The organism is Nostoc sp. EspVER01 (genome assembly GCF_034530635.1).
GTDB lineage: Bacteria > Cyanobacteriota > Cyanobacteriia > Cyanobacteriales > Nostocaceae > Nostoc.
This window is the reverse complement of the sequence record NZ_JAVRCS010000033.1, coordinates 1-21,211: the sequence shown is the minus strand read 5'-3', so window position 1 is coordinate 21,211 and position 21,211 is coordinate 1. Positions and strand designations below refer to the sequence as shown.

At 39.9% G+C, this 21,211-nt stretch carries 14 protein-coding genes; 8 read left to right on the top strand and 6 right to left on the bottom strand.

The features are described from left to right. Positions 1-46: 46 nt before the first annotated feature. The 4 genes from RMX69_RS22890 to RMX69_RS22875 all read right to left on the bottom strand — a co-directional run bounded on the left by RMX69_RS22890 (position 47) and on the right by RMX69_RS22875 (position 4,920). Complete coding sequence (locus RMX69_RS22890) at positions 47-1,087, bottom strand: D-alanine--D-alanine ligase family protein (protein WP_289798631.1); 1,041 nt, start codon at positions 1,085-1,087, stop codon at positions 47-49. 308 nt (positions 1,088-1,395) lie between these two features. Beyond that, positions 1,396-2,793, bottom strand: a complete 1,398-nt coding sequence (locus RMX69_RS22885; protein WP_289798632.1) for an ATP-grasp domain-containing protein — start codon at positions 2,791-2,793, stop codon at positions 1,396-1,398. A gap of 59 nt (positions 2,794-2,852) precedes the next feature. Next, the gene (locus RMX69_RS22880; RefSeq protein WP_322638802.1) at positions 2,853-3,686 is read right to left on the bottom strand and encodes an O-methyltransferase; all 834 of its coding nucleotides are present in this window, start codon (positions 3,684-3,686) and stop codon (positions 2,853-2,855) included. A 4-nt stretch (positions 3,687-3,690) separates the two neighbouring features. Further along, positions 3,691-4,920 carry a sedoheptulose 7-phosphate cyclase gene (locus RMX69_RS22875; protein ID WP_322638801.1) on the bottom strand — a complete coding sequence of 410 codons (1,230 nt, stop codon included), beginning with the start codon at positions 4,918-4,920 and terminating at the stop codon, positions 3,691-3,693. Positions 4,921-6,413: 1,493 nt separating this feature from the next. Between RMX69_RS22875 and RMX69_RS22870 the strand changes: the two genes are divergently transcribed. Beyond that, positions 6,414-6,542, top strand: a complete 129-nt coding sequence (locus tag RMX69_RS22870) for a hypothetical protein (RefSeq protein ID WP_289798635.1) — start codon at positions 6,414-6,416, stop codon at positions 6,540-6,542. 230 nt (positions 6,543-6,772) lie between these two features. Here the strand turns inward: RMX69_RS22870 and RMX69_RS22865 are convergent, their stop codons facing one another. Then, positions 6,773-7,423, bottom strand: coding sequence for a hypothetical protein (locus RMX69_RS22865; protein WP_322638800.1), 651 nt, complete (start codon positions 7,421-7,423; stop codon positions 6,773-6,775). Positions 7,424-7,844: 421 nt separating this feature from the next. Between RMX69_RS22865 and RMX69_RS22860 the strand changes: the two genes are divergently transcribed. The 3 genes from RMX69_RS22860 to RMX69_RS22850 all read left to right on the top strand — a co-directional run bounded on the left by RMX69_RS22860 (position 7,845) and on the right by RMX69_RS22850 (position 11,578). Beyond that, entirely contained in the window at positions 7,845-8,228 is a 384-nt protein-coding gene (locus RMX69_RS22860; RefSeq protein WP_322638799.1) for a pentapeptide repeat-containing protein, read from the top strand. 344 nt (positions 8,229-8,572) lie between these two features. Then, positions 8,573-9,064: a hypothetical protein gene (locus tag RMX69_RS22855; protein ID WP_322638798.1), complete on the top strand. Its 492-nt coding sequence runs from the start codon at positions 8,573-8,575 to the stop codon at positions 9,062-9,064. Between the two features lie 1,407 nt (positions 9,065-10,471). Further along, positions 10,472-11,578, top strand: coding sequence for a response regulator (locus RMX69_RS22850; protein WP_289798639.1), 1,107 nt, complete (start codon positions 10,472-10,474; stop codon positions 11,576-11,578). A gap of 709 nt (positions 11,579-12,287) precedes the next feature. On the opposite strand, the gene RMX69_RS22845 is transcribed toward RMX69_RS22850, so the two are convergent. After that, positions 12,288-14,873: a GAF domain-containing protein gene (locus RMX69_RS22845; RefSeq protein ID WP_322638797.1), complete on the bottom strand. Its 2,586-nt coding sequence runs from the start codon at positions 14,871-14,873 to the stop codon at positions 12,288-12,290. Positions 14,874-15,545: 672 nt separating this feature from the next. Between RMX69_RS22845 and RMX69_RS22840 the strand changes: the two genes are divergently transcribed. The 4 genes from RMX69_RS22840 to RMX69_RS22825 all read left to right on the top strand — a co-directional run bounded on the left by RMX69_RS22840 (position 15,546) and on the right by RMX69_RS22825 (position 21,176). Then, entirely contained in the window at positions 15,546-16,439 is an 894-nt protein-coding gene (locus RMX69_RS22840) for a hypothetical protein (RefSeq protein ID WP_322638796.1), read from the top strand. A gap of 12 nt (positions 16,440-16,451) precedes the next feature. Continuing rightward, a complete protein-coding gene (locus RMX69_RS22835) occupies positions 16,452-17,426 on the top strand; it encodes an SDR family NAD(P)-dependent oxidoreductase (RefSeq protein WP_289798642.1) in 975 nt (324 codons plus the stop codon). 103 nt (positions 17,427-17,529) lie between these two features. Further along, positions 17,530-19,869 (top strand): cation:proton antiporter, encoded by a 2,340-nt coding sequence (locus RMX69_RS22830; RefSeq protein ID WP_322638795.1) that lies wholly within the window; start codon positions 17,530-17,532, stop codon positions 19,867-19,869. 896 nt (positions 19,870-20,765) lie between these two features. Further along, positions 20,766-21,176, top strand: a complete 411-nt coding sequence (locus RMX69_RS22825; RefSeq protein ID WP_322638794.1) for a GAF domain-containing protein — start codon at positions 20,766-20,768, stop codon at positions 21,174-21,176. Positions 21,177-21,211 lie beyond the last annotated feature (35 nt).

The window sequence follows — 21,211 nt, the reverse complement described above, 5'->3', positions numbered from 1 at the left end:
ACCTGGAGATTTATCCACCTATAGGAAGAACTGCTAACTTACATCTTTATTTTACAGTTTTATTACTCCCCAAGGTTTCATTGATAGCCGTCATTAATAACTCATTTACAGAGATTCCCGCTGCCTTTGCCATACAGGAAATTACGCTTTTGGGGGCAAAAGAACAATACAACCCGGCTTCTAAAAACCAAGGTTGCCCCTTTGGGTCGATGCGGAAGTCAAATAAACTGTAGTGGCGACAACCCAAAGCTTGATGACACTTCTTAGCCACTTGCTGAACCTTTTGGGTAATCGGGTCGTTAGGGTCTACCATCCAAGCTTTGATATTATCTTTAGCGGCACAATCCAAGTTGCCATCGTCCGTTTGTTTGAGTTTATCAGCAAAGTTGCGGATGGGTTTATCGTGGGGGTCTACCTGATACTCTTCAAGGGGTAAACCCACTAGCTCGCCGTCTTTGACAATAATGCCACATCTGACTTCTCGACCGAGCTCGATAAATTCTTCTACAATGACCTCCGAAGCATATTCAAATGCTTGCTTGAGAGCAGCGTCATATTCAGTAGCCTCTTTGACTAAGGCTATCCCTAAAGAGTTATCGGAACTTACGGGTTTAACGATCGCTGGAGGTGTAATTGTTGGAACGTCTCCTTGGCGAAGCAGTTCTCCACGAGGCACTTTTACCCCTGCGGCTTCAACAATTGCTTTAGCTCTGCCTTTATGCGCTGCGATCGCCATGATATCTGGAGTATTGCCTACATAAGGGATCTTCAGCAGGTCAAATAGGGCGCGGTAGTGAGTCATTCCAGGAATACAAAACATTTGTGGTAACACGAGGTCAATGTTTTGCGCTGTTATAAACTCTATGGCATCAAACAGAGTCATCGGTTTGGTGTCAGCAATATCTTCAGGGCTGAGTGAGGGAGGAAATCGCCACTGGCGATCGGGTGTGATGTATGCGATCTGAAAGTCATAGTGCGATCGATCTGCCGTTGCCGCGAGACAGTCTTGGGCATAAAGGCGTGACAAATCACAGTAAAAATCATTATATGCAGACCCAACTAAATGAAGGATACGAAGTACTGGCATAATTTATCTTCCTATGTAGTATTAGAATTTATATGGACGTTCTCAGCTGAGTGGGCTATGAGAACCCTACCCCGCAAGCGAGGAGGGGCTATGATCTACTGAATTCTTCTTCAATTACGAATTACGAACTTGTACTGAGCGTCTTGCCCTGAGCGTATCGCTAAAGCGAAAGCTCCGCTAACGCGTAGCGTCTCGTAGAGAAGCCGTTGGCGTGGTCACTGAGCCTGTCCTGAGCGTAGCCGAAGGGCGTAGTCGAAGTGCAGCCTCTCATAGAGAAGGGAGCCGAAGTATTACGAATTACGAATTATTTAATCGCCACCTAATTCCACCAGTTTGCCAATATTGAAGTCTATTTTTACCCATCCTTTGAGTTGTTGGAGATTCTTCAGCAAAAGCAAGGGAATCTGCCAATGATGCAAAGTCAAAAATGGTATGGGGTCATCAAGACTGTAAATAGCATCAGTGCCCCGCACTAGAGTATTAACCGATGTTTGCAATTGTTTCCAAGAACGAATACCAGTTAGTCGCCAGATTTCGTGATATAGGAAGTAAGTGGGCTTGCTACTTGCTAGGGGTTCCAGAGGTGCAGCTAGGGGAGTTTTACCAAGATAAGCGTCTGCAACACCGGGGTGATTGTAGAACATTGTAATTGCCGAATGGGTACGGGGATTGCATTCAATGGCGTAAACTGTACCGTCTTCAGCTTGGATAAAGTCGAAAGAAACTTGCCCAGTTAAAGCCAAACTCTTGACGAAGTGTTGCACCCATTGACGGATTTGGGGATTTTCGACGTTTTCATAGTTGATTTGAAACGCAGAAGAGTTTGAACAACAATGCAATCTTAATTCCCCATCCCGCACTGTACTATGTGTGCATAATTCCTTACCAGGAATAAACTCTTGCATAATCCAAGGTTTTTCTGGACTGATAGGTAAACTGTTGACAAAGGCTGCTGTCTCTTCTGGGGTGTCGCAGGGAAGTTTGGTTAAATTTAAACGGCGAACGGAGTCGTAATCAATACTTTTAAGAATATATTTGCGGGTTTCTTGACTAAAATCGAAATTGATAACTTGTTGAGGATCTGTGATTTTAAACGATTTGGGGACAGATAAACCAAGCGATCGCGCCCGATCGGTAAAGGCAAATTTATCATCCAACATCTTGGTTATATCTGGATCGAAGTGGAAAACTTCGCAGTATTCTGATAATACAGGCTTTGCTAAAGAGTCATAATAGCTAGCTACAGGACTGCATACAGGAACATAAACGTCAACCTTTTCTTGCTTGACAATTTCTACTAGCGCCTGGATATAGCCTTCTGGATCTTCTTGTGGAGCCGGAACCGTATAAAAACGACTTACCGCCTTTGAAAATCTATGACCAGACAACCAGTATTTGTTACCTTCAATCAAAATAACTCTGTGTCCTGCGGCATGGAAAGAGCGAGCAAGTTGCAATGCTTTAGTCATCTTGGCTCCACTTACCAAGATAGTCTGAGGATGAGCAGCTACGACAGCTTTTTTCGTAAACGGCGAACTCACAATGCCCCACAGCAAAGATATCAATACTATCAAAGCATTGAACGGCAAGGCTATTAGTAATAATGTCAGAGTACCGAGAGTCTTGAATAGAGCTACTACCTTTACCTTAACACCCGTTGATGAGGTTGGGGATTGAGGCAGAGATAAAGAAATTGATTGTGCCATAAGTTTTTCCTTTGTGTTTATTGTAGAGACGTTGCATTGTAACGTCTCTACAAACTTTGTTACGCCACGCGTCTAATTAGCGTTACACCATCTCGGATGGGTAACAGAACTTGCTCTACACGAGGATCGGCGGCGACAACGCGGTTGAATTGAGCGATCGCTTCACCGTTGGCGGTGCGTTGTTCGGGTGGTAGGTAAACTTGTCCCTGCAACAAAGTGTTATCCACACAGATTAACCCGTCGGGAGTCAGTAAGTTACCATCCAAAATGGTCTGGAAGTATTCTACATACTCTTTTTTATCGGCATCAATGAAGATCAGATCGAATACTTCTTTTCTGGCAGCCAGCTTGTGGAGTGTCTCTAAAGCAGGTGCTACTTCCACAACGATTTTGTCGCCGTGGGGAGACTCACTAAAACAAGCTTGAGCAAATTCAGCAACATAAGGATCTACTTCGCAACCGATAAGTTGCCCATCACTTGGTAATGCTTCTGCCATTGCTAAGGCTGAATACCCTGTGAACATTCCTACTTCTAGAATGCGCTTTGCTTTAGTGATATGAACAAACATTTTCAATGTCTGTCCTTCCAGATGCCCTGAGAGCATTTCCTGCTCTAGTTGACGCACTGTTTCACCATCGCTGAAGCGTTTGCTCCAGTCTTCTTTACTAGTTTTTTGCGCCAATGCTGTCAATGCGCTCGATTCTGGCGTGGTGTAATCATCCAAGTAGGGATCTAAACCCGCCGCTAATTGAACTCCCTGCCGCAAAGAATCTAATATCTCTACGGGAATATTGTTCTCTTCTGCTAATTTGAGGGTTTGCTGTAACTGGGCTACTAAAATACTGTGTGGCGTTATCGGTCTAGCTGTTTCTCGTCCTAAAACACTCGTCATATTTTCACACCCCCACTAGCTTGGCTTCTTGACTTTCAATGTATGCGTCAACACCTTTTCCGCCACGAGGGTATTTAGCACAAAGACGTTTGTGTTCAGCCAGAGCAACATCAAGTTCTTCACGAGTTAGATCGTTGGCAAAGAAGCACTCACCAATCGGACAAGGCATAGCTGCACGTAGTTTGCCATCTCGTGTCAAGCTTATCGATTGGGTAGCATCCCAGAGTAAATCTCCATCTAGTAGAGGATGATCGAGTGATAAACCGATACGACTCATCAAGTCTAGGATGCGATCGCGCTCTCCTGTGGGAATATAGCCGCGTTGTGCTGCAATGGTTGCAGACAAAGCCATATCTATATTGACCGCATGACCATGATATAGGGGTATCTGAGGTGCTAATTCTAGGGTAGGACTCCAAGTATGACCGTAAGCGATGACGCGATCGAGGTCTAGTTCATGCAAGTTAGGAGTCTCTAACTCCAACATAGTTTTGATTGCCTCGTAGTTGACTTTATGAGCAATCTCTTTAATTTCCGGTGTCGCGTTCACATGTCCAAAGTGAGTCGAAAGCAGTTCTTCGCCATATTCGTATAGCAGTTCAAAGACTTCCGAGTTAGAAACTACCGCAATTTTCACTAACTCTGCCATCCCATTACGAACTTGAGCCGTTGGCAAGGTTTTCAAGAATGAGAAGTCCAGGATCACTTTCAAGGGTGCATGATATGCTCCCAAGCGATTTTTTAACTTGCGATGATTAACTGCTACCTTAATCGCTACACCTGCATCGATTAAACCAATCAATGTGGTAGGAATGCGAATATAGTTGCTCTTGCGACGGTAAGAAGCACAAGCAAATCCAGCCACATCAGTAACTAGACCACCACCAACAACTAAGACTGGTTCTTTACGAACTAAGCCAAAATCTGAAAAAGCGTCAACGATTTTTTCAAAGGTTGCCAGGGTTTTAGCTGGCTCTGTAATGATGATCGGAAATACTGTCAGTTCAATGTCATAGTGTCTAAAATATGACCTGATCTGATCGCCATACAGTTCATGAACATTGGCATCAATTACAGTCAGACAGCGACCAAATTTTGCGTAGCTATCTGCAATTTCTCTGTTTTCAATATTAAATGCACCGTTCACATAGACAAGGCTAAAATCGATTTTTTCGTAACCTTGCACGTGAAACGCAGTTTCGGTAGCTTCAAATGATGCTTGAACCTTATTCATTGTGTTGCCCTTATTCCAATTATAAAGATTGTGAGATTTCGGTAATAATCGCGATTTACCCTAATGAATGCCAGCAAGCAATCATGTTTTTCACCCTTTCAGATAAAAGACAGGACAAAATTAGCTTTCAATCAAAAGCTAACGCTTATTACTGACTGGCAATGTTTTTAAACAACACCATTCATTTGAGTAAATTCTGTAGATGGGTTAACCTTTAATTCGGCATAACCTCAAACAAGTCAAGTATACACACTAGCAATATATTGGAATAATACTTGCCTTCTTATTCTGTGGATTATTGACTTTTGTTTTGGGAAACTCATCTGAATTCAGATTGATTCCACTATATCTAAATATAGTGGCTTTCCAACTGTAAGATTCCGCAAAAATTCTAACCGAGATAAATGATTGTATCGTTGATCTCCCAGCTTCAATTTTAGATTAGAACCTTGATTAACCGTTAGTTCGCTGTTTATGAGCATTAGTGTCAAACCTTATATTACTAAACTCGTTACACTCTCTTTGCTTCAGAATAACAGTGGACTTTTAGGAAGTTTATCTGAATTTTTATTAACTCCACTATATTTGTCTCTAACAACTTTCCAATCGTTAGACCTTGCAAAACTCATATCTAAGTAAACTACTGATATTGTTTATCATTGTCTATCTCCAGGCTGACATTTGATATTACAGTCATGATTAATCCTCATCTCGCCGTTTTTTGCATTAGTCTCAAACCATAAAATGGCTCAAAACAAAGATGACTCACTGCATTCTGTTCATAACATCAGTAAAATACCTCCTTTTCCAGTCAATTTAATGCTCAGTATTTAATATACATACTTCAGCAACCCCTGAAAATTCAGAATTTAAATATCTGAGTTACTGGCAACAAAAATTTAACTTTTTTAAGGAACGGTTGTGTGTGTTAAAGGTTTCTAAGTTTGCTTAAATTGCTTTCTTAGTCCTAAATAAAGGCTTTTCAAGCTGAACCAGCAAAGATTTTACTAGTAGGTTACTGAAAAGTTCAACACAAATCATAACATTACAGTAATACAAATCATAACATTTGTAAATATATTTCAGTCAATCCACCATGCGAAGTGTACTGAATAACCACATATCTACAATAAAATATGTCTAAAGATAGATATTTTATACAACAAGATATTTTGGGCAGTAGCTATATCTAAGAGACATCTGGCGAATTTAATTATGCGTTGCGTTGCCCGAAATCCATCGCTTTGTTGGTTCTAGATGCACATACATACAATAGATATAGCAGTTGCCAAAGCCGTTAGGACAGTTTGCGGTAAACGCGTCTTCAACAGCGTACTTTATGATTTTATTGCTGTCCTAAGCTCCCTGTCCGTTGCCATATCTTGCAAAAGTAACAAATGCCAAGATTTTGGGGGAAGATTAAAGGGTAAGAGAAAATTCTATACCTTTACCCTTTACCCCTTATCCTTTTCCCCACTTCTGCAAGAAGTCTAATGTTTCACTTTTGCGTGTATGGTTCACGGGTAAAAGATCGCGATTTACCGGATGAACTCAACAGTACACTAATTCACATATATAGCAAAATATTGCCACTATATGCGATCGCAACTGGTGTAGTCTAAGAAATTATGGAACACACGCTGTTTTTATATCATATCTGCGTTAAAAAATTACAACGCTACTGTTGTGCTAGATAGCTGTCAAACGAAGGAATTTGCCAGTGCGATCGCTTAGTTACTTTACAATATAAAAAGTTGAGTATTTCTAACAGGCAAAATTTATTTAAAAAGTAATTTAAACAATCTTAATATTTATAAATTCCAAAAGCTAACATACAATTGGTGAAAAAAAATTAGCGTGATAAACTTATAAGTCTGCTTACCCGTTGTAGGCATATCCTTGTAAAATATGTAAACCAAGTACTAATTCCTAGTAGCTTAAACGTGTCTTCTATGGCAATATGGATGTCAGGAAATATATTGTCACAAACAATTGATAATCCAAAAAAGAAAATAGCAGATAACAAAATTAGAAATTCAGTTTTCTTCAATATTGTTTTGAATTTAAGGAAAAAGATTGAGGTGATTGCAATGTAGATTAAGTAAAATGCGCTTTCATTAATATTTAAATAATCAGGAAAAACACTATCATGAATTAAGAAAAAGTCATCAAAGAGTAACAAACAGGTTATTAGCCCAGAAAACAAAAAGAATGATGAATATTCTTTAGCTCTAATATCTTTTTTCAGTAGCATGTAACTAAAGAGACATATTGATGCCGAAGAACACCAAAGCAATATACCAATATTTGAGAAAAATCCCAGATAAAAAGGCATACTCATGATGGCAGATGGATCTCTTGTCAAATCTTCTGTAGGTACTTTAGCTTTTAATTGCAGGAATATTGAAATTAAAGAAAATGGAATGATTGTTATTAAAAATGTTAATAATAAAATTTTGATTTGATTAATATAGCTTGATTTTTGAAGAACTAAGTTTGTCATGGGTTTCTACCTTGATTATCTAAGACCCTTCTTGCAGATTTTTAAGTATTGTTGTTGGATAACTGAATATCTGCTATGAAAGTATGATTTTGCTGCTCGTGTAAAAATTACTAGTAAGGACAAATGGGGTGTGTGACTGATAGGCATACATTTAGGCATCAACCAGATATTTACTAAACATATTTCAGTATTCGTTGGGCAGTAAAGAGTATCATTTTTAACTTTGATGATGATTTGGTTAAGAAGTTAAATGTCAAACACTTGATTTGCAAGAGTATAGAATTAAGATAAGGTTAACAAAACAAAAGCAACAGGTTTAGATTATTTCATACAGCAAAAAAATATTCAAGTTATTTGTGTCTTGAATTTTTTAAGTTTTGATGAAGCTTACTATCTTAAATGTGCATAATCTAGGTTAGCTATGGATGCTAAAGAGTTGCTCAAGCTTTATGCTGCTGGAGAGAGAGATTTTAGTGGGATTAATTTGGAAGAGGCTGACTTGAGTGGAGCTAATCTGAGCGGGGCTAACTTAAGTCGAGCTAATCTATTGGCAGCTAATTTGAGTGATGCTAATTTAAGTGGGGCTAATCTCAGTTATGCCAGATTGAGCCTGGCTAGGTTCATTGGTACTAATTTAGAGGGTGCTAATGTGACTGATGCTGACATAATTGGTGCCACATTTGAAAATGCCAATCTCAAAGGGTCTTACCTTAGTGATTTCGGTTACATTAACAATGCCTTGTTCCAAAATACGATTGTTGGTGATGGTAGGATTATCCTTGGACCAGAGATAATTCATGGATGAATATTCTGGGTTACTCTATCAGCCAATATGAAGTTAATCAAATAAGAATTTTCATACAGCAGTTTTCAAGTAGATGAGGTACAAAATAACTCAAGTGTCTGCTTCAACATCGGATATTGCTTGACAAGTTAATTTCGATAGAAAAAAATTGAATATTTCTAAGCAGACAAAATCTATTTAAATTACTTTTTATAAAAACTTAAGATTTCTTAACTTAGTTTAAAAAATCTTGGTATTGACTTCAGAATATAAGAGCGATCGCTTTGTAAAGGTTAGTTGATATTAGTTGTCAAACTGCTGGTGAAGTTAGAAACTAAAGAAATACAACACACGCAATTATTTATATGACTGCTATTTCTAACCTAGAATTCAAACGACCAATTTGGCAAACCGCGATCGTATTGACCTTGGGCTTTTGGCTCAGTGCTAGTCTAGTTTTAGACTGGGTAATTATGCCTAGCCTTTATCTTTCTGGGATGATGAGTCAAGCTGGTTTTACGACAGCAGGCTATACGATTTTTTGGAACTTTAATCGGATGGAATTATTATCAGCTGCTGTAGTCCTGACTGGGGCACTAGCTTTGAGCAAAACCCGATATCACTGGAGTATTGGTAGTATTGTTTTATCTGTGCTGCTGCTAACTATAGCTGTACTTGACACCTATTTCTTAACTCCGCAGATGTGTGCTATAGGAGTTCAACTCAACCTATTTGAAGCTGCTACTGCTATTCCGTCGACAATGAATTTATTACACGCTAGCTATTGGGTACTGGAAGTAGTGAAGCTGGTAGCTGGTGGTACACTTCTAAGCTGGTGCTGGCGGGAGCAGTTTTAAGTAGATGGAGAAGTATAACGGTGAGAATTTCCACTTATAAATCTCACGCCAAAGACGCAAAGAATTTCTTTGCGTCTTTTCGCTACATATAATCTTATGGGTTAATAAATGTAATGTTTACGACGGGCTACGCCTAAGCGTACAATTTTGTATTTATATTTGTGATTTTTAAAACTTGGGATTTTTCGGATCAATTGCTACTATAAAATGATTCAGTTTTTTATAAGTGTGATTCAATCAGTAGACATATAATTATCTTTTACTGTACATTTTCAGCTTTCCCGGACATCTAAAAAAATAAATATTTCTAACAATTTTCTGGAAGATGATATTAATTAGTTTTCATGTTTACTTTACTGATTTATCATGAAGTTTATATATTCCTGCTATTTTTTTTTGAAAATTATAGTAACCTAAGTTTTAGTGAGTATGTTACTTGTTATCTACCATCTAGCTGAAAACAGCTATTTTGCAAGGTATCTACTACTAATCAAGAATTTTCCTGTAAGTTCTTGAATTTGTCACTCCAATTTGTGCAGGGTGACTATTTAGGCCCACACAACATTAGAACCCGTTTCCAGTACTTATGAAGAGATTCCCTTCTGCTGATTTAGTCGCCTCTGCATCTCACCACACACCATCATGGCGGCAATTATCAGCAAACTCATTCTTGGCCGGAGGTTTACCATTATTGTTGTGCAAGTGATAATTTTGCCGAATCCCAAGACTAAGAGTTGCTCTACAATCACAAACTTAAGTAAGATATTGAACTTTTGGAATGCTTAGTTTTGAATAATACTTTTTCTCTTGTGAAGTTACCCTCAAGAATAAACTTCTTGAAAAAGTACCCGACGACTTTTGTCACGGATATAAAAACATACTTCCTCCGCGCGGACTTAATGCCTATAAACCTTGATGGAGAAACATTTACATTTACATTAAAGTAGATTTTGGTCGCTCCAGAATTCAGGATTAGGGACAAAAAACTTTTGCAAGAGAACTAAAGTATCTATAATTTTAGGCTACAAAATACGGATAACAATGATACTTTTGTGACTGATGGGCGAGAGCCAATGGTCTTTGTGTGGCACTTGAGTTACTGTTAGATTGGCTAGATTAGCTAAAGATACAGAAAACCAATCTAATTTTTGAAATACTATATCCTGACAACTAGTCGGGCAATTTTGCTATTGGTCAGTAGCATTAATTGGTTTAGTTGTAAGTTGTGGATTATAGCTTAACAGAGATTGGTGAATTAAGAGTTGGGGGGTGTGGAATCTCTGTACTAACTCAAATATGACCGCTATATTTATCTAAAAAGTGCTTCCAACAAAGTCACGGTGAATTCCGAAAAGGTAATTCACTAATTTTGCCTGCAAATGTTAATTTTATTTCAGAGCGATCGCAATGAAGACACTTCCGATTAGTAGATACAGATTTTTCCAAAAGCTCCAGCCCCTACCTTTGTTGAAAAAAATCACTGGTAAGTCGGTTACTGGTTGTTTACAAGTGTTTAGCACATCAGGCTCTTGGTCAATATATGTAGATGAGGGGAAACTAATTTATGCCAGCTACTCAGAGAAAATGTTTGAGCCGCTTTACAGAAATTTGCAACGCTTGAGCGAGCAAATTTCTACTCTCCCTGACGGAATCAAAGATCAGGTGCGGGCGATATTTGAAACTGGTATTGAAAATCAGGCAATACCGAACCCAGATTATCTGGCTATTTGTTGGTTAGTCAATCAGAAATATATCAGTTCTTCTCAAGCAGCAATGCTAATAGAGCAATTGGCGCTAGAAGTTCTAGAGTCATTTCTGAATTTAGAGGAGGGAAGCTATGAATTTATTCCTGAGAGTTTTCTGGATGATATGCCAAAATTTTGTCATCTAAATGTTCGTTTATTAGTTGAACGATGTTTAACGCCCCAAAATGTTCGCGTTAGCGTCTCTGAAAGAGAAGCGGGTTATCGTCAAACATCGCCAAATTATCAATCGCATACCTCACAATTTTTCCAAATAAATGAGCTACAATCTAAAGCCAAAACTACGCCAAAGTTACCTAAAATAAACGGCTATAAGCCAGCAACCTACTCGATTAATACTAATGAACACAGAGGTCAGCAAATCATCCAACCGCCTGCTGACAGAAAAATCTACACAATCTTGTGTATTGATGACAGTCCTACAGTATTGAATGCTATTAAAAGTTATTTAGATGAGCAAACCTTTTCCGTTATCGGAGTCACTGATTCTTTAAAAGCTTTAATGCAGATTATCCGTATAAAACCCGACATAATTTTGTTGGATATATCAATGCCTAATCTCGATGGATATGAACTCTGCTCTTTGCTGCGTAAACACTCATATTTTAAAAATACACCTGTGATTATGGTGTCAGAAAAAGTAGGATTCCTAGATAGAGCTAAAGCTAAGATGGTGAGAGCATCAGGCTATTTAACTAAGCCTTTTAAACAAGGAGATTTACTAAAAGTCATTTTTCAACATATTGTTTAATTTCCTAATATAGCAAGTCACTCCATTTAAACAGCCTATTATTTTAGATATTTAAGGTTGAATATTATCTGCGTCACTATCATTATAGTTATAGAATATTGTCTGAGTGAGTGAGAATTAATCATTCTCTTATAAAGGCAGATTAATACAGCATAATTCTGAATTCAGGAGAAAAATACGCTTTATACCTGGGTAAAAGATTTAGCTTGTGTACCTCACAAACTTGAAATCTGCTACACAAGTTGTTAACAGTGACAAATAATCAGTTAAGGGATTCCCAAATAAAAAAATATACAACTATTTATTGTGGGGTGGGCGACACGATAGCCCATAGTCAAAGGCGGGCAAGATGCCCACCCCACAAGATTGGATAATTTATACCAATTTGAAAAAAGAATGCGACAAATAGACCATTTGTAGAGACGCGATGAATCGCATCTTTAGCCAAGCATGTATTGCAATAATTAATTGAATTGCTATTATTTCTTGTAATATCATGTCCGCTTGATTGCTTATTAAACCCGAAGAACCCCACCCCCGCCAAAGCTACGCTTTGTCTCCCCTCCCCGCTTGCGGGGAGGGGATTAAGGGGTGGGGTGCAATGACTGTGGTTAGCATAACTAATTATGCGGACATGATATAAGTCCCTAATGTACATCTTTTTTAAAATTGGTATTAGTTACAAGCCCTAACCTAAAAGTCAGTAGGGTTATTTTTCCTGAAATGTCCAGACTCCTTCATCCCAATCTGATTCTGTTGGGGGTGATTGTAACCAATGCTGACAACGCAACAGATGCAACATAGCAGCTTTGTCCTGGCTGTCTGCTGCCAAAACATTAGCAAATTCAGCCCTGGCACGAGAAAACTGCCGCTGGAGGTAATACTCACGCCCTTTATGATAGTGTTCAATCACTTGCAATTTTTCGCTTTCAATCGGATTTGAACGCAAACCCAGTAATTCGTATATGGCTACTGGTTCGTTTCTACCCTTGACACGAATGTAATCTAGTTCCCTAGCCCAAATGTTTTCTTGGCATGGTTTAAAAGTGTTATGGCTAATAATAATATCGCAACCATACTGTTTACTAACACTTTCTAATCGGGAGCCAAGATTAACGCCATCGCCAATGGCCGTAAATTCCATCCGTTTACTAGAGCCAATATTCCCGCTAATCACGGTATCTGAGTTGATGCCAATGCCAATTTTAATTCTGGGCTTATCATCTGTATGGCGACGTTGATTAAATTCGTGTAGGCGATGGCGCATTTCTAAGGATGTTTGTACTGCCATCCAAGCGTGTTCTTCTAATGGTAGAGGAGAACCAAACACAGCCATGATGGCGTCGCCGATGTATTTATCAAGAGTGCCTTTATGTTTAAAGACTGCCTCCACCATTGATTCAAAATATTCATTGAGCATACTCACCACTTCTTCTGCTTCCAAGTTTTCTGTTAATGTGGTGTAGCCGCGAATATCGGAAAATAATATTGAAACTTCTTTGCGATCGCCTCCTAGTTTAGCATCATCTAATTTCAGCAATTCTTCGGCTAATTCCTGGGTCATGTAGCGGTACATTGTACTCTTGAGCCGCTTTTCATCACTGATGTCTTCCATCACCACCAGCGCCCCCCGGACTTGCTCTTGGTCGCTAGCATCGGCTATTGTATTAATCGATAAATTAATACTATGCTGTTCTGTACCAGTGCTTAAAAGTGTGCGATCTGGGTAATATTGCTGCCGGCCTTTTAAGTCAACTGCATGTAAAGCATCCTGATACCACTTGCTAAAGTCGCCTTCTTTGATGCCGATCGCGTCAGTAACTAATTTACCTTCTAAACGGTCATCTACTCCCAGCCCTAGCAAACGTTGGGCGCTTTCATTGGCGGCGATAATTAAGCCAGTTTTATCAGTGGAAACCACGCCATTGGAAAGACTACGCAGAATATCCCGTTGCATTTGTTCTTGTTGCTTGACTGTGGCAAATAACTGAGCATTTTGCAGCGCGACTCCCGCTTGAATATTAAAAGCTTCCATGAACTCTTCATCGTTGCGGTCAAAGCTAGCTTGGAAGCAGTCGGGAGCTTTGGGCCAATCAGCTGGATTATAAGGTGGAAAATCCCCGGATTTCTTTTTATTTACGAGTTGGGTAACGCCAATCAGTTGTTGATCGGCATTAAATACTGGCATACAAAGTAAGCTACAGGTGCGATAGCCATTTTGCTGATCTAGTTTTTGGGCTGTCTCTGAGTCAGGATCGTAGTACAAATCAAAGCCAATATTTAACTTTTTGCCAGAAGCCGCGACTATGCCAGCAAAACCTTTACCTACGGGGACTCGCAACTCTTTCGTTGAACCATCATCTTGAGTAATTTTCGTCCACAATTCATGACGATCGCGGTCTATCAACCATAGTGTACTGCGATCGGCATTCATCAGTTCTTTGGCTTCATCCATCACCCGTTTCAGGGTATCTTCTAAGTCGAGACTACTTTGAGAGAGAGACTTAATCGCCTTCATCAGCGCCGCCACTGCTCTTTGTTTTTGGGTAGCTACATAAAAAGAGCGCGAGGACTCTAAAATCAGGCAAATCGAAGGGGCAAATTCTTGAAATAATTGTTCGTCAGCACTGGTGAAACCTTTAGTATCAATGCGCTCTGCAAGTGGAGCATCGTGATTATTTTTAGATTTTAATTTATTCAGTAATTGTACTACTGCAACTAATTGCCCATGTTCATTTAAGAGTGGCAAAGCTAGCATGGTGTAGGTGCGATAGCCAGTTCTCTTTTCTTGTTCTTGGGCAAAATGCGATCGCGGATCGTTATAGAAATCAAAGGGGATATTAATAACTTCTTTAAAAGTGGCAACTTCACCACCAATGCCTTTATTAGCCGGGATGCGAATTTCTAAAGAGCGACCGCCCTCACCCTCAGCTAAAATTGACCAAAGTTCTTGCTTTTCTTCATCCAATAAAAATATCGTCGTCCGGTCTGCCCCCAGTAATTCCCCGGTTTTCAAGGTAATCGAATGCAACATTTCTTGCAGAATGGTTTCAAACCCCTGAGAATCGAGCATTGATAGGGTTTGATGAACAATCTGTAATTTTTGCTCAACATCCTGAACCACCTGTTTAAAAGTATCCTGAGTCAGGGGAGCAAGAAACGTAGAAAAAGTTCCTTGTCTTGTGGCAAGAGCACCCACAGGAGCAGATTTTGCTGGTAATTCGAGGTTTTCTTGGTTGTGAACACTAATAATCACATCAGTGGTCTCCCCACAACTTCCTTGATACGCTGACATAACTGGTATTTTATATAACAGAATGAGGTTTTAGATTTAACAATGAGATTAAATTTATGTAAGTGGTGTTAAAAGCAACAATTGCTCGACATTATCCATAGTTTAATCGCTTGTTTAGCCAGCGTCATCCTGTGAATAAACGCTCAAGCTGATTACCAACAAGCATGGCTTGACCAAAACCCCTTCCCAGTGGTGAATACAGATGATAAATAGAGGGTTAGACCCCTCATGTAAACGAGAAAACAATGTTTTCTGCAGGAGATTGATTGTTAGTGTTGCGTTGTAAGATTTTGCAAGGTAACACTAATGAGCATTGGTGTATCCGTAGAGTATAGTCGATTTCTTTGAAAATGGCTGTGTTTCGTAAGTAATTATACGTAATCTTATATTCAACTGCGATCGCTTCCTGTCGCAGATATGTCAGCCTGAAAAAAAAGTGCTGAGTAACAAATACTGAACCCGCAGATCCCCGACTTCTTTGAGAAGTCGGGGATCTTGTTGATCGCAAATGATTTAGGATTCCTATAGATATTAATTTTATACAGATAAAGTTAATTAAAAATATTAAGCACAATAGCATTTCAGCCAAACATAAATATAAAATCAGATTCAATCTTTGGGTTTAACCCAGGATGTAATATTCACCCGATTGAAATCCACAGGATTATTTTAATGAGAAAATTAAAGACTCAAGTATTTTTAGGCTTGACAGGCGCATTTTTGGCAGTCGGATATTCCAGTTTGCTAGCTACAGAAATTCCCATACAGAGTACATCAAACCTCAGAAATGATTTATTAGCGCAATTAGAAACTAATCCAAATGTCAATGAGTATCTGGAGAAAAATAAACCAGAAAGTTATCAAGCTCTAAAAAGGCAGTTAGATACAGCTATTGAGGATGCAAAAAGACCCAGTGAAGAGAAAGTAATAAAAAATCTTTGGTCATTGTCAAAAACTAATCCTCAAATAAAGTGGAGAGCAAATAACGGCAAAATTGAATATCTGATGGCGAGTTGGAAATATGTCAAAAACCCAACCGAGGATTGGAAAGTAGGTACAAAAAAAAGTATAGAAGCACGGACTTGGTTAACAGCCGTTCCTCAAGTTAAGGAATTTTGTCAAAATTGTAAGGGGATCGGTATAGATATTCCCGGTAATATTATGCTTTCTCTGAGGTTACAGCAGTATTTAGGCTTAATTTTAAATAGAAATTCAAATAAGACGCATTTTGTCGAAATGTGGGTGAAAGCTGAGGATTTAAGTAGACCATGTGTCGATCCAGAAATTAATGATTCTAGTTGTAATGTTTTTAATATACCGATTCCTGCTAGTTATCCGATTTTGCAAGAGATATACACAAGTTCTTATGCCGTTGCTAGTCAAGAAAATTATCCTTGGACAGGTTTAGGTTACACCTATGATTGGGGAAATCCGAAAAAACCTCGTGAAGGGGCTAGTGAGTTTCTGATCGACGGAACTAAAGAAAAACCGATAGAAATAGAAGTTGTTTCAGTCACAGCTACGAAAGAATATTGTAATAATCAATATTTAACGCTAAAAGATTAGAAATGAGCGCTCATGAAACATCTTGAAGGTAAAGTGGCTTTAGTAACAGGTGCTACGCGGGGAATTGGTAGGGGAATTGCCATTGGCCTTGGTGAAGCAGGTGCAACTGTATACATCACTGGTCGCAGCCTCAACTCCTCTAATGATGGGGTTTCAGGAAGTCTTAGTGAAACGAAATCAGCCATTGAGGAAGTCGGTGGTGTATGCATTCCCGTCCAAGTCGACCACAGCGAGGATGAGCAGGTGCGTTTGCTTTTCGATCGCATTCAAGATGAGCAAAATGGCCAACTCGACCTACTGGTAAATAATGCTTACTCAGGAGTTCAGGCATTAAAAGACGCTCAGGGACAGCCCTTTTGGGATTCTGAACCAAGTCTTTGGGATGCTAGCAACAACGTTGGGCTTCGCAGCCACTATGTTGCGAGTGTTTTTGCGGCTCGGATGATGACTAAGCGTAACTCTGGACTCATTTGCACCATTTCCTCATGGGGTGGGATGTCTTATATCTTTGATACAGCTTATGGTGTTGGTAAAGCAGCTTGCGATCGCCTAGCTGCTAATATGGCTGTTGAGTTAAAGCCCTATAATGTCACTTCTGTTTCAATTTGGCCAGGTATTGTTGGTACTGAGCTTTTTTCCCGTTTTGCTTCGGAAATGAATCAAACCAATGCTACTGAAAATAATTTCTCATTTTTAAGCGATCGCTACAACTGGGAAACTCCCTTATTTACTGGACGAGCGATCGCTGCACTTGCTGGTGAGCCAAATATAATCCGCCGTACAGGGCGTGTACAGATTGTTGCTGAACTGGCTAAGAAATATAATCTTGTAGATGAAAATGGCTATCAGCCCGCATCCCTACGCTCTCTGCGTTTTGTGCTGCCGGCTGCATTGCCTCTACTGAGAAAGTACTCATGGCTCATACCTGATATTAAACTGCCGTGGTCGCTGCTATTATTGAATGCCCTCGGTTCGCCTAAAATTTAATGCCCAATATGCAAATTTTGTCACCCCTTTAGCAAACAAGCTGTTTGAGATCGTAAAACTTTGTATCCTGAATTAATAGGTCTTAATAGTTCTTTTAAAACTGGTGCAAGAAGATTTTCGGTTAATTGTTGATTTAGTTTTAGTTCTAGGCGTTGCAGCCTGTGGCGGACTATTGGCGGCACTTTTGCAACAACCCGTGCTGCTGGGGTATCTTATTGGCGGGATAGTCATTGGGCCAACGGGACTGGGATTGATTAAAGAACTGATTCAAGTAGAGACTCTGGCACAGTTCGGGGTAGCCTTTTTGTTATTCGCCTTGGGTGTGGAATTTTCCTTTGCGGAACTCAAGAAGGTAAAAGCGATCGCTCTTGGTGGAGGTGGACTCCAGATTGCTTTGACGATTTTAGTGACAGTTTTAGTCTGCGGGTTAAGCGGAGCCTGGGGAGCCTTACCTGCGAAGGGGATGTTTTTGGGGTGTATTCTGTCCCTGTCTTCCACAGCAGTTGTCCTCAAGTGCTTGATGGAGCGCAATGAAACAGAAACGCCCCACGGGCAAGTGATGCTCGGAATTTTAGTTGTCCAGGACTTGGCACTGGGACTAATGTTAGCAGTCTTACCAGCCCTCAACCAACCAGCAGAAACTATTGGCATTGCTGTCCTAACAGCGTTGGGTTCGATTGCTTTATTTGCTGCTGGGGCTGTAGCTGTGGGGATTTGGCTGATACCGCCTTTGTTACAACTGCTAGCCCGTACCGAAAGTAAAGAACTATTTTTATTAGGGGTTGTAGCCCTGTGTTTGGGCATTGCCCTGTTGACAGAGCATTTGGGACTGTCCATTGAAATGGGGGCATTTGTCGCGGGTTTGATGATTTCTGAGGTAGAGTACGCCGACCAAACCCTGACTTATGTCGAACCACTGCGAGATATCTTTGCCAGTTTGTTTTTTGCCGCCATTGGGATGTTAATTGACCCAGTGTTTTTGTGGAACAACCTGGAATTAATTTTGGGATTGGTGACACTAGTTTTCTTGGGTAAATTTTTGATTATCACGCCCTTAGTGAAACTGTTCCGCTATCCTTTGAAAACAGCCATAATTGCCGGTTTAGGATTGGCGCAAATTGGGGAATTTTCCTTTGTTCTCGCTAGTGAAGGGCAGTCTTTGGGGCTGGTGTCTCGACAAATATACTTATTAATTTTGGGAACCACCGCAGTTACTCTGATGCTTACTCCCTTTGTATTGCGGTTAGTGCCATTTTTATTTAACTTTGCCGAATCAATGCCCTGGTTGAAACCGTACTTAGAAGAAGATGAGGCGCGGGATGTATCGGAAGATTTGCCCTTCAAAGACCATGTAGTTGTTTGTGGCTATGGGCGAGTCGGCAAGAATTTGGTGAAGTTGTTGCAGCAACATGACCTACCTGTGGTAGTTATCGACCAATCAGAGAGTAGAATTCAGCAGTTGCGTGAGGCTGGGGTATCTTATGTTTATGGCAATTGCGTCAGTTTACACGTTCTGGAAACCGCCGGGGTGAATCACGCCAAAGGAATGGCGATCGCACTTCCTGACCCTATGAGTACCCGTCTTTGTTTGAAACGCGCTTTGGAATTGTGCCCAGAATTAGATTTGGTTGTCCGTGCTACCCAGGATAAAAATATTGAGGTGCTGTATCAATTGGGAGCCAGGGAAGTTGTGCAACCAGAGTTTGAAGCCAGCTTAGAAATGGCAACCTATTTATTAACTGGCTTAGGCTTGTTGTCGCCACCTGTCGTACAACGAGAAATGCAGCAAATCCGCAACGATCATTACTTAGATTTGCGCCCAGAGCGCTCTGCAACTGAAGTTGCTCGTGATTTGCGCCAAGCTACGCGCGATTTAAATCAGCGCTGGTATCCTTTACCATCCAATTCGCCCTTAATTGGTATGAGCATAGAAGAAGCGGATATGCGCTATTTAACAGGAGTGAGTTTGATGGCGATTCGCCGCGCTAACGGCGAAGAAATTGATTATCCCAACAATCAAACCAAATTGGCAGAAGGCGATCGCTTGTTAGTAGTAGGGGCTGATGAAGAACTAGCAGCTTTGGCAGAATTTGCCAAGGGACAAGCGGCTGTTCCCGGAGAAAATAGTGCTTGTCAGTGGGTTACAGTCAATGCAGATGCACCAACACTAGGTAAAACCCTTGCAGATTTAGATATCGCCAAGCAATTTGGAGTACAGGTACAGGCGATCCGGCGAGATGGTAAATTTATCCGCTATCCTGATGGCGGCATGGATTTGCGAGTCGGCGACCAAGTATTATTATGTGGTGGCTTGACAGGTTTGAGTCAACTAGAACAGTTATTTGCGATCGCTAGTTCAGTACCCCTTTCGATCCCAGTGCTGAAAGCTGGTGAGGCAGAAACGCTCAAAGACTTTCTACCTGCGGATAGTGTGACTGATTAAGCTTTAAGACTCTGCAAGCTAAGTGGCTCAATATAGCGATCGCGCCTTTGGGATGGTAGTGATTTGGCTATTTGGGGTGCTTTTTCATATTCTTTTAGGATAATAAGCTAAAAAACATCTCATTTGCATAATCGAATTAAATATATAGCAACGGACAGGGAGCTTAGGACAGCAATAAAATCACAAAGTACGCTGTTGAAGACGCATTTCCCGCAAACTGTCCTAACGGCTTTGGCAACTGCTATAACTCTTGTGGGGTGGGCATCTTGCCCGCCCAGTTTATGCAATTTAAATGTGGAACAGCTTACCAGATCCAAGATGTTCTCTCTGATGCGGACATCATCATGGATTGAGTAATTTGCAGCTCAGTTTTGGTAACAGTCCATCCGTAAGAGCTTAAAAGGATGTTTGAAAAGTGGTTGCGGGGTAAGGCGACAAATCAAGCTTGAGGACTGGCGATCTTTTGCCCTTGACTACTCTAAATTTTGATTATCTTTTGCAGAAAAATATTTAATTGGGTCATCTGCTTGATCTTTGTCAATCGCAGAATTTTTCGGTCTACTGAATTTGATTATCTTGTTTGATAACTGAATTTATCTAAGAATTGAGCTTTACTTTTTACAAATTTCTTCTATCTTTACAATACTTTTTTATCTCATATTTTCAGTTATCAGATACTTTGGCGATAATGATAATTACTGTACTGTATTTACAGTACTTTATCCAAAATTATTTGTGAGAACGCTTTTTAAGACTTAATGGCAAAAGTCAGATGAAGAGAAGCGATCGCGTAACAAAGTTTCGCGATAATGGTTATAAACTAAGAAAAACTACGTTTTTATATCGTTGTAGCTGTATCTTTTCATCTTGAAAATATTACTGAAATTATACTTATAATGTTGTACACAAGTTTACGTATTATTACGAGAGCATCTGCTAATCTACTCTGTAAGCTTTTAGGACAGCCTAGTGTTAGTAATTTAGAAACTCAACTCTATGATAAACAAGTTCAGATTCAGCAGCTAGAAGAGCAAGAAAGGGCGCTTTACCGAGTTATTAGCAAAATTCGAGCTTCTCTTGAATTAGAAACAATTTTTCGTACAGCCACTAAAGAAACTTGCAAGTTACTCCGAGTCGAACGGATTGCCGTTTATCGTTTCTATGAAAACTGGGGTGGAGAATTTGTCAGTGACTTTGAGTTTGCAGAGACTGGATGGGATGATGTAGAGACATTAGGAAAAAATACAGTTTGGAATGACTCTTATCTAAAAGAACATCAAGGTGGACGCAGAAATGTTGAATCCTAATACAAAACTTTACATATCTAGTTACACTAACTCTA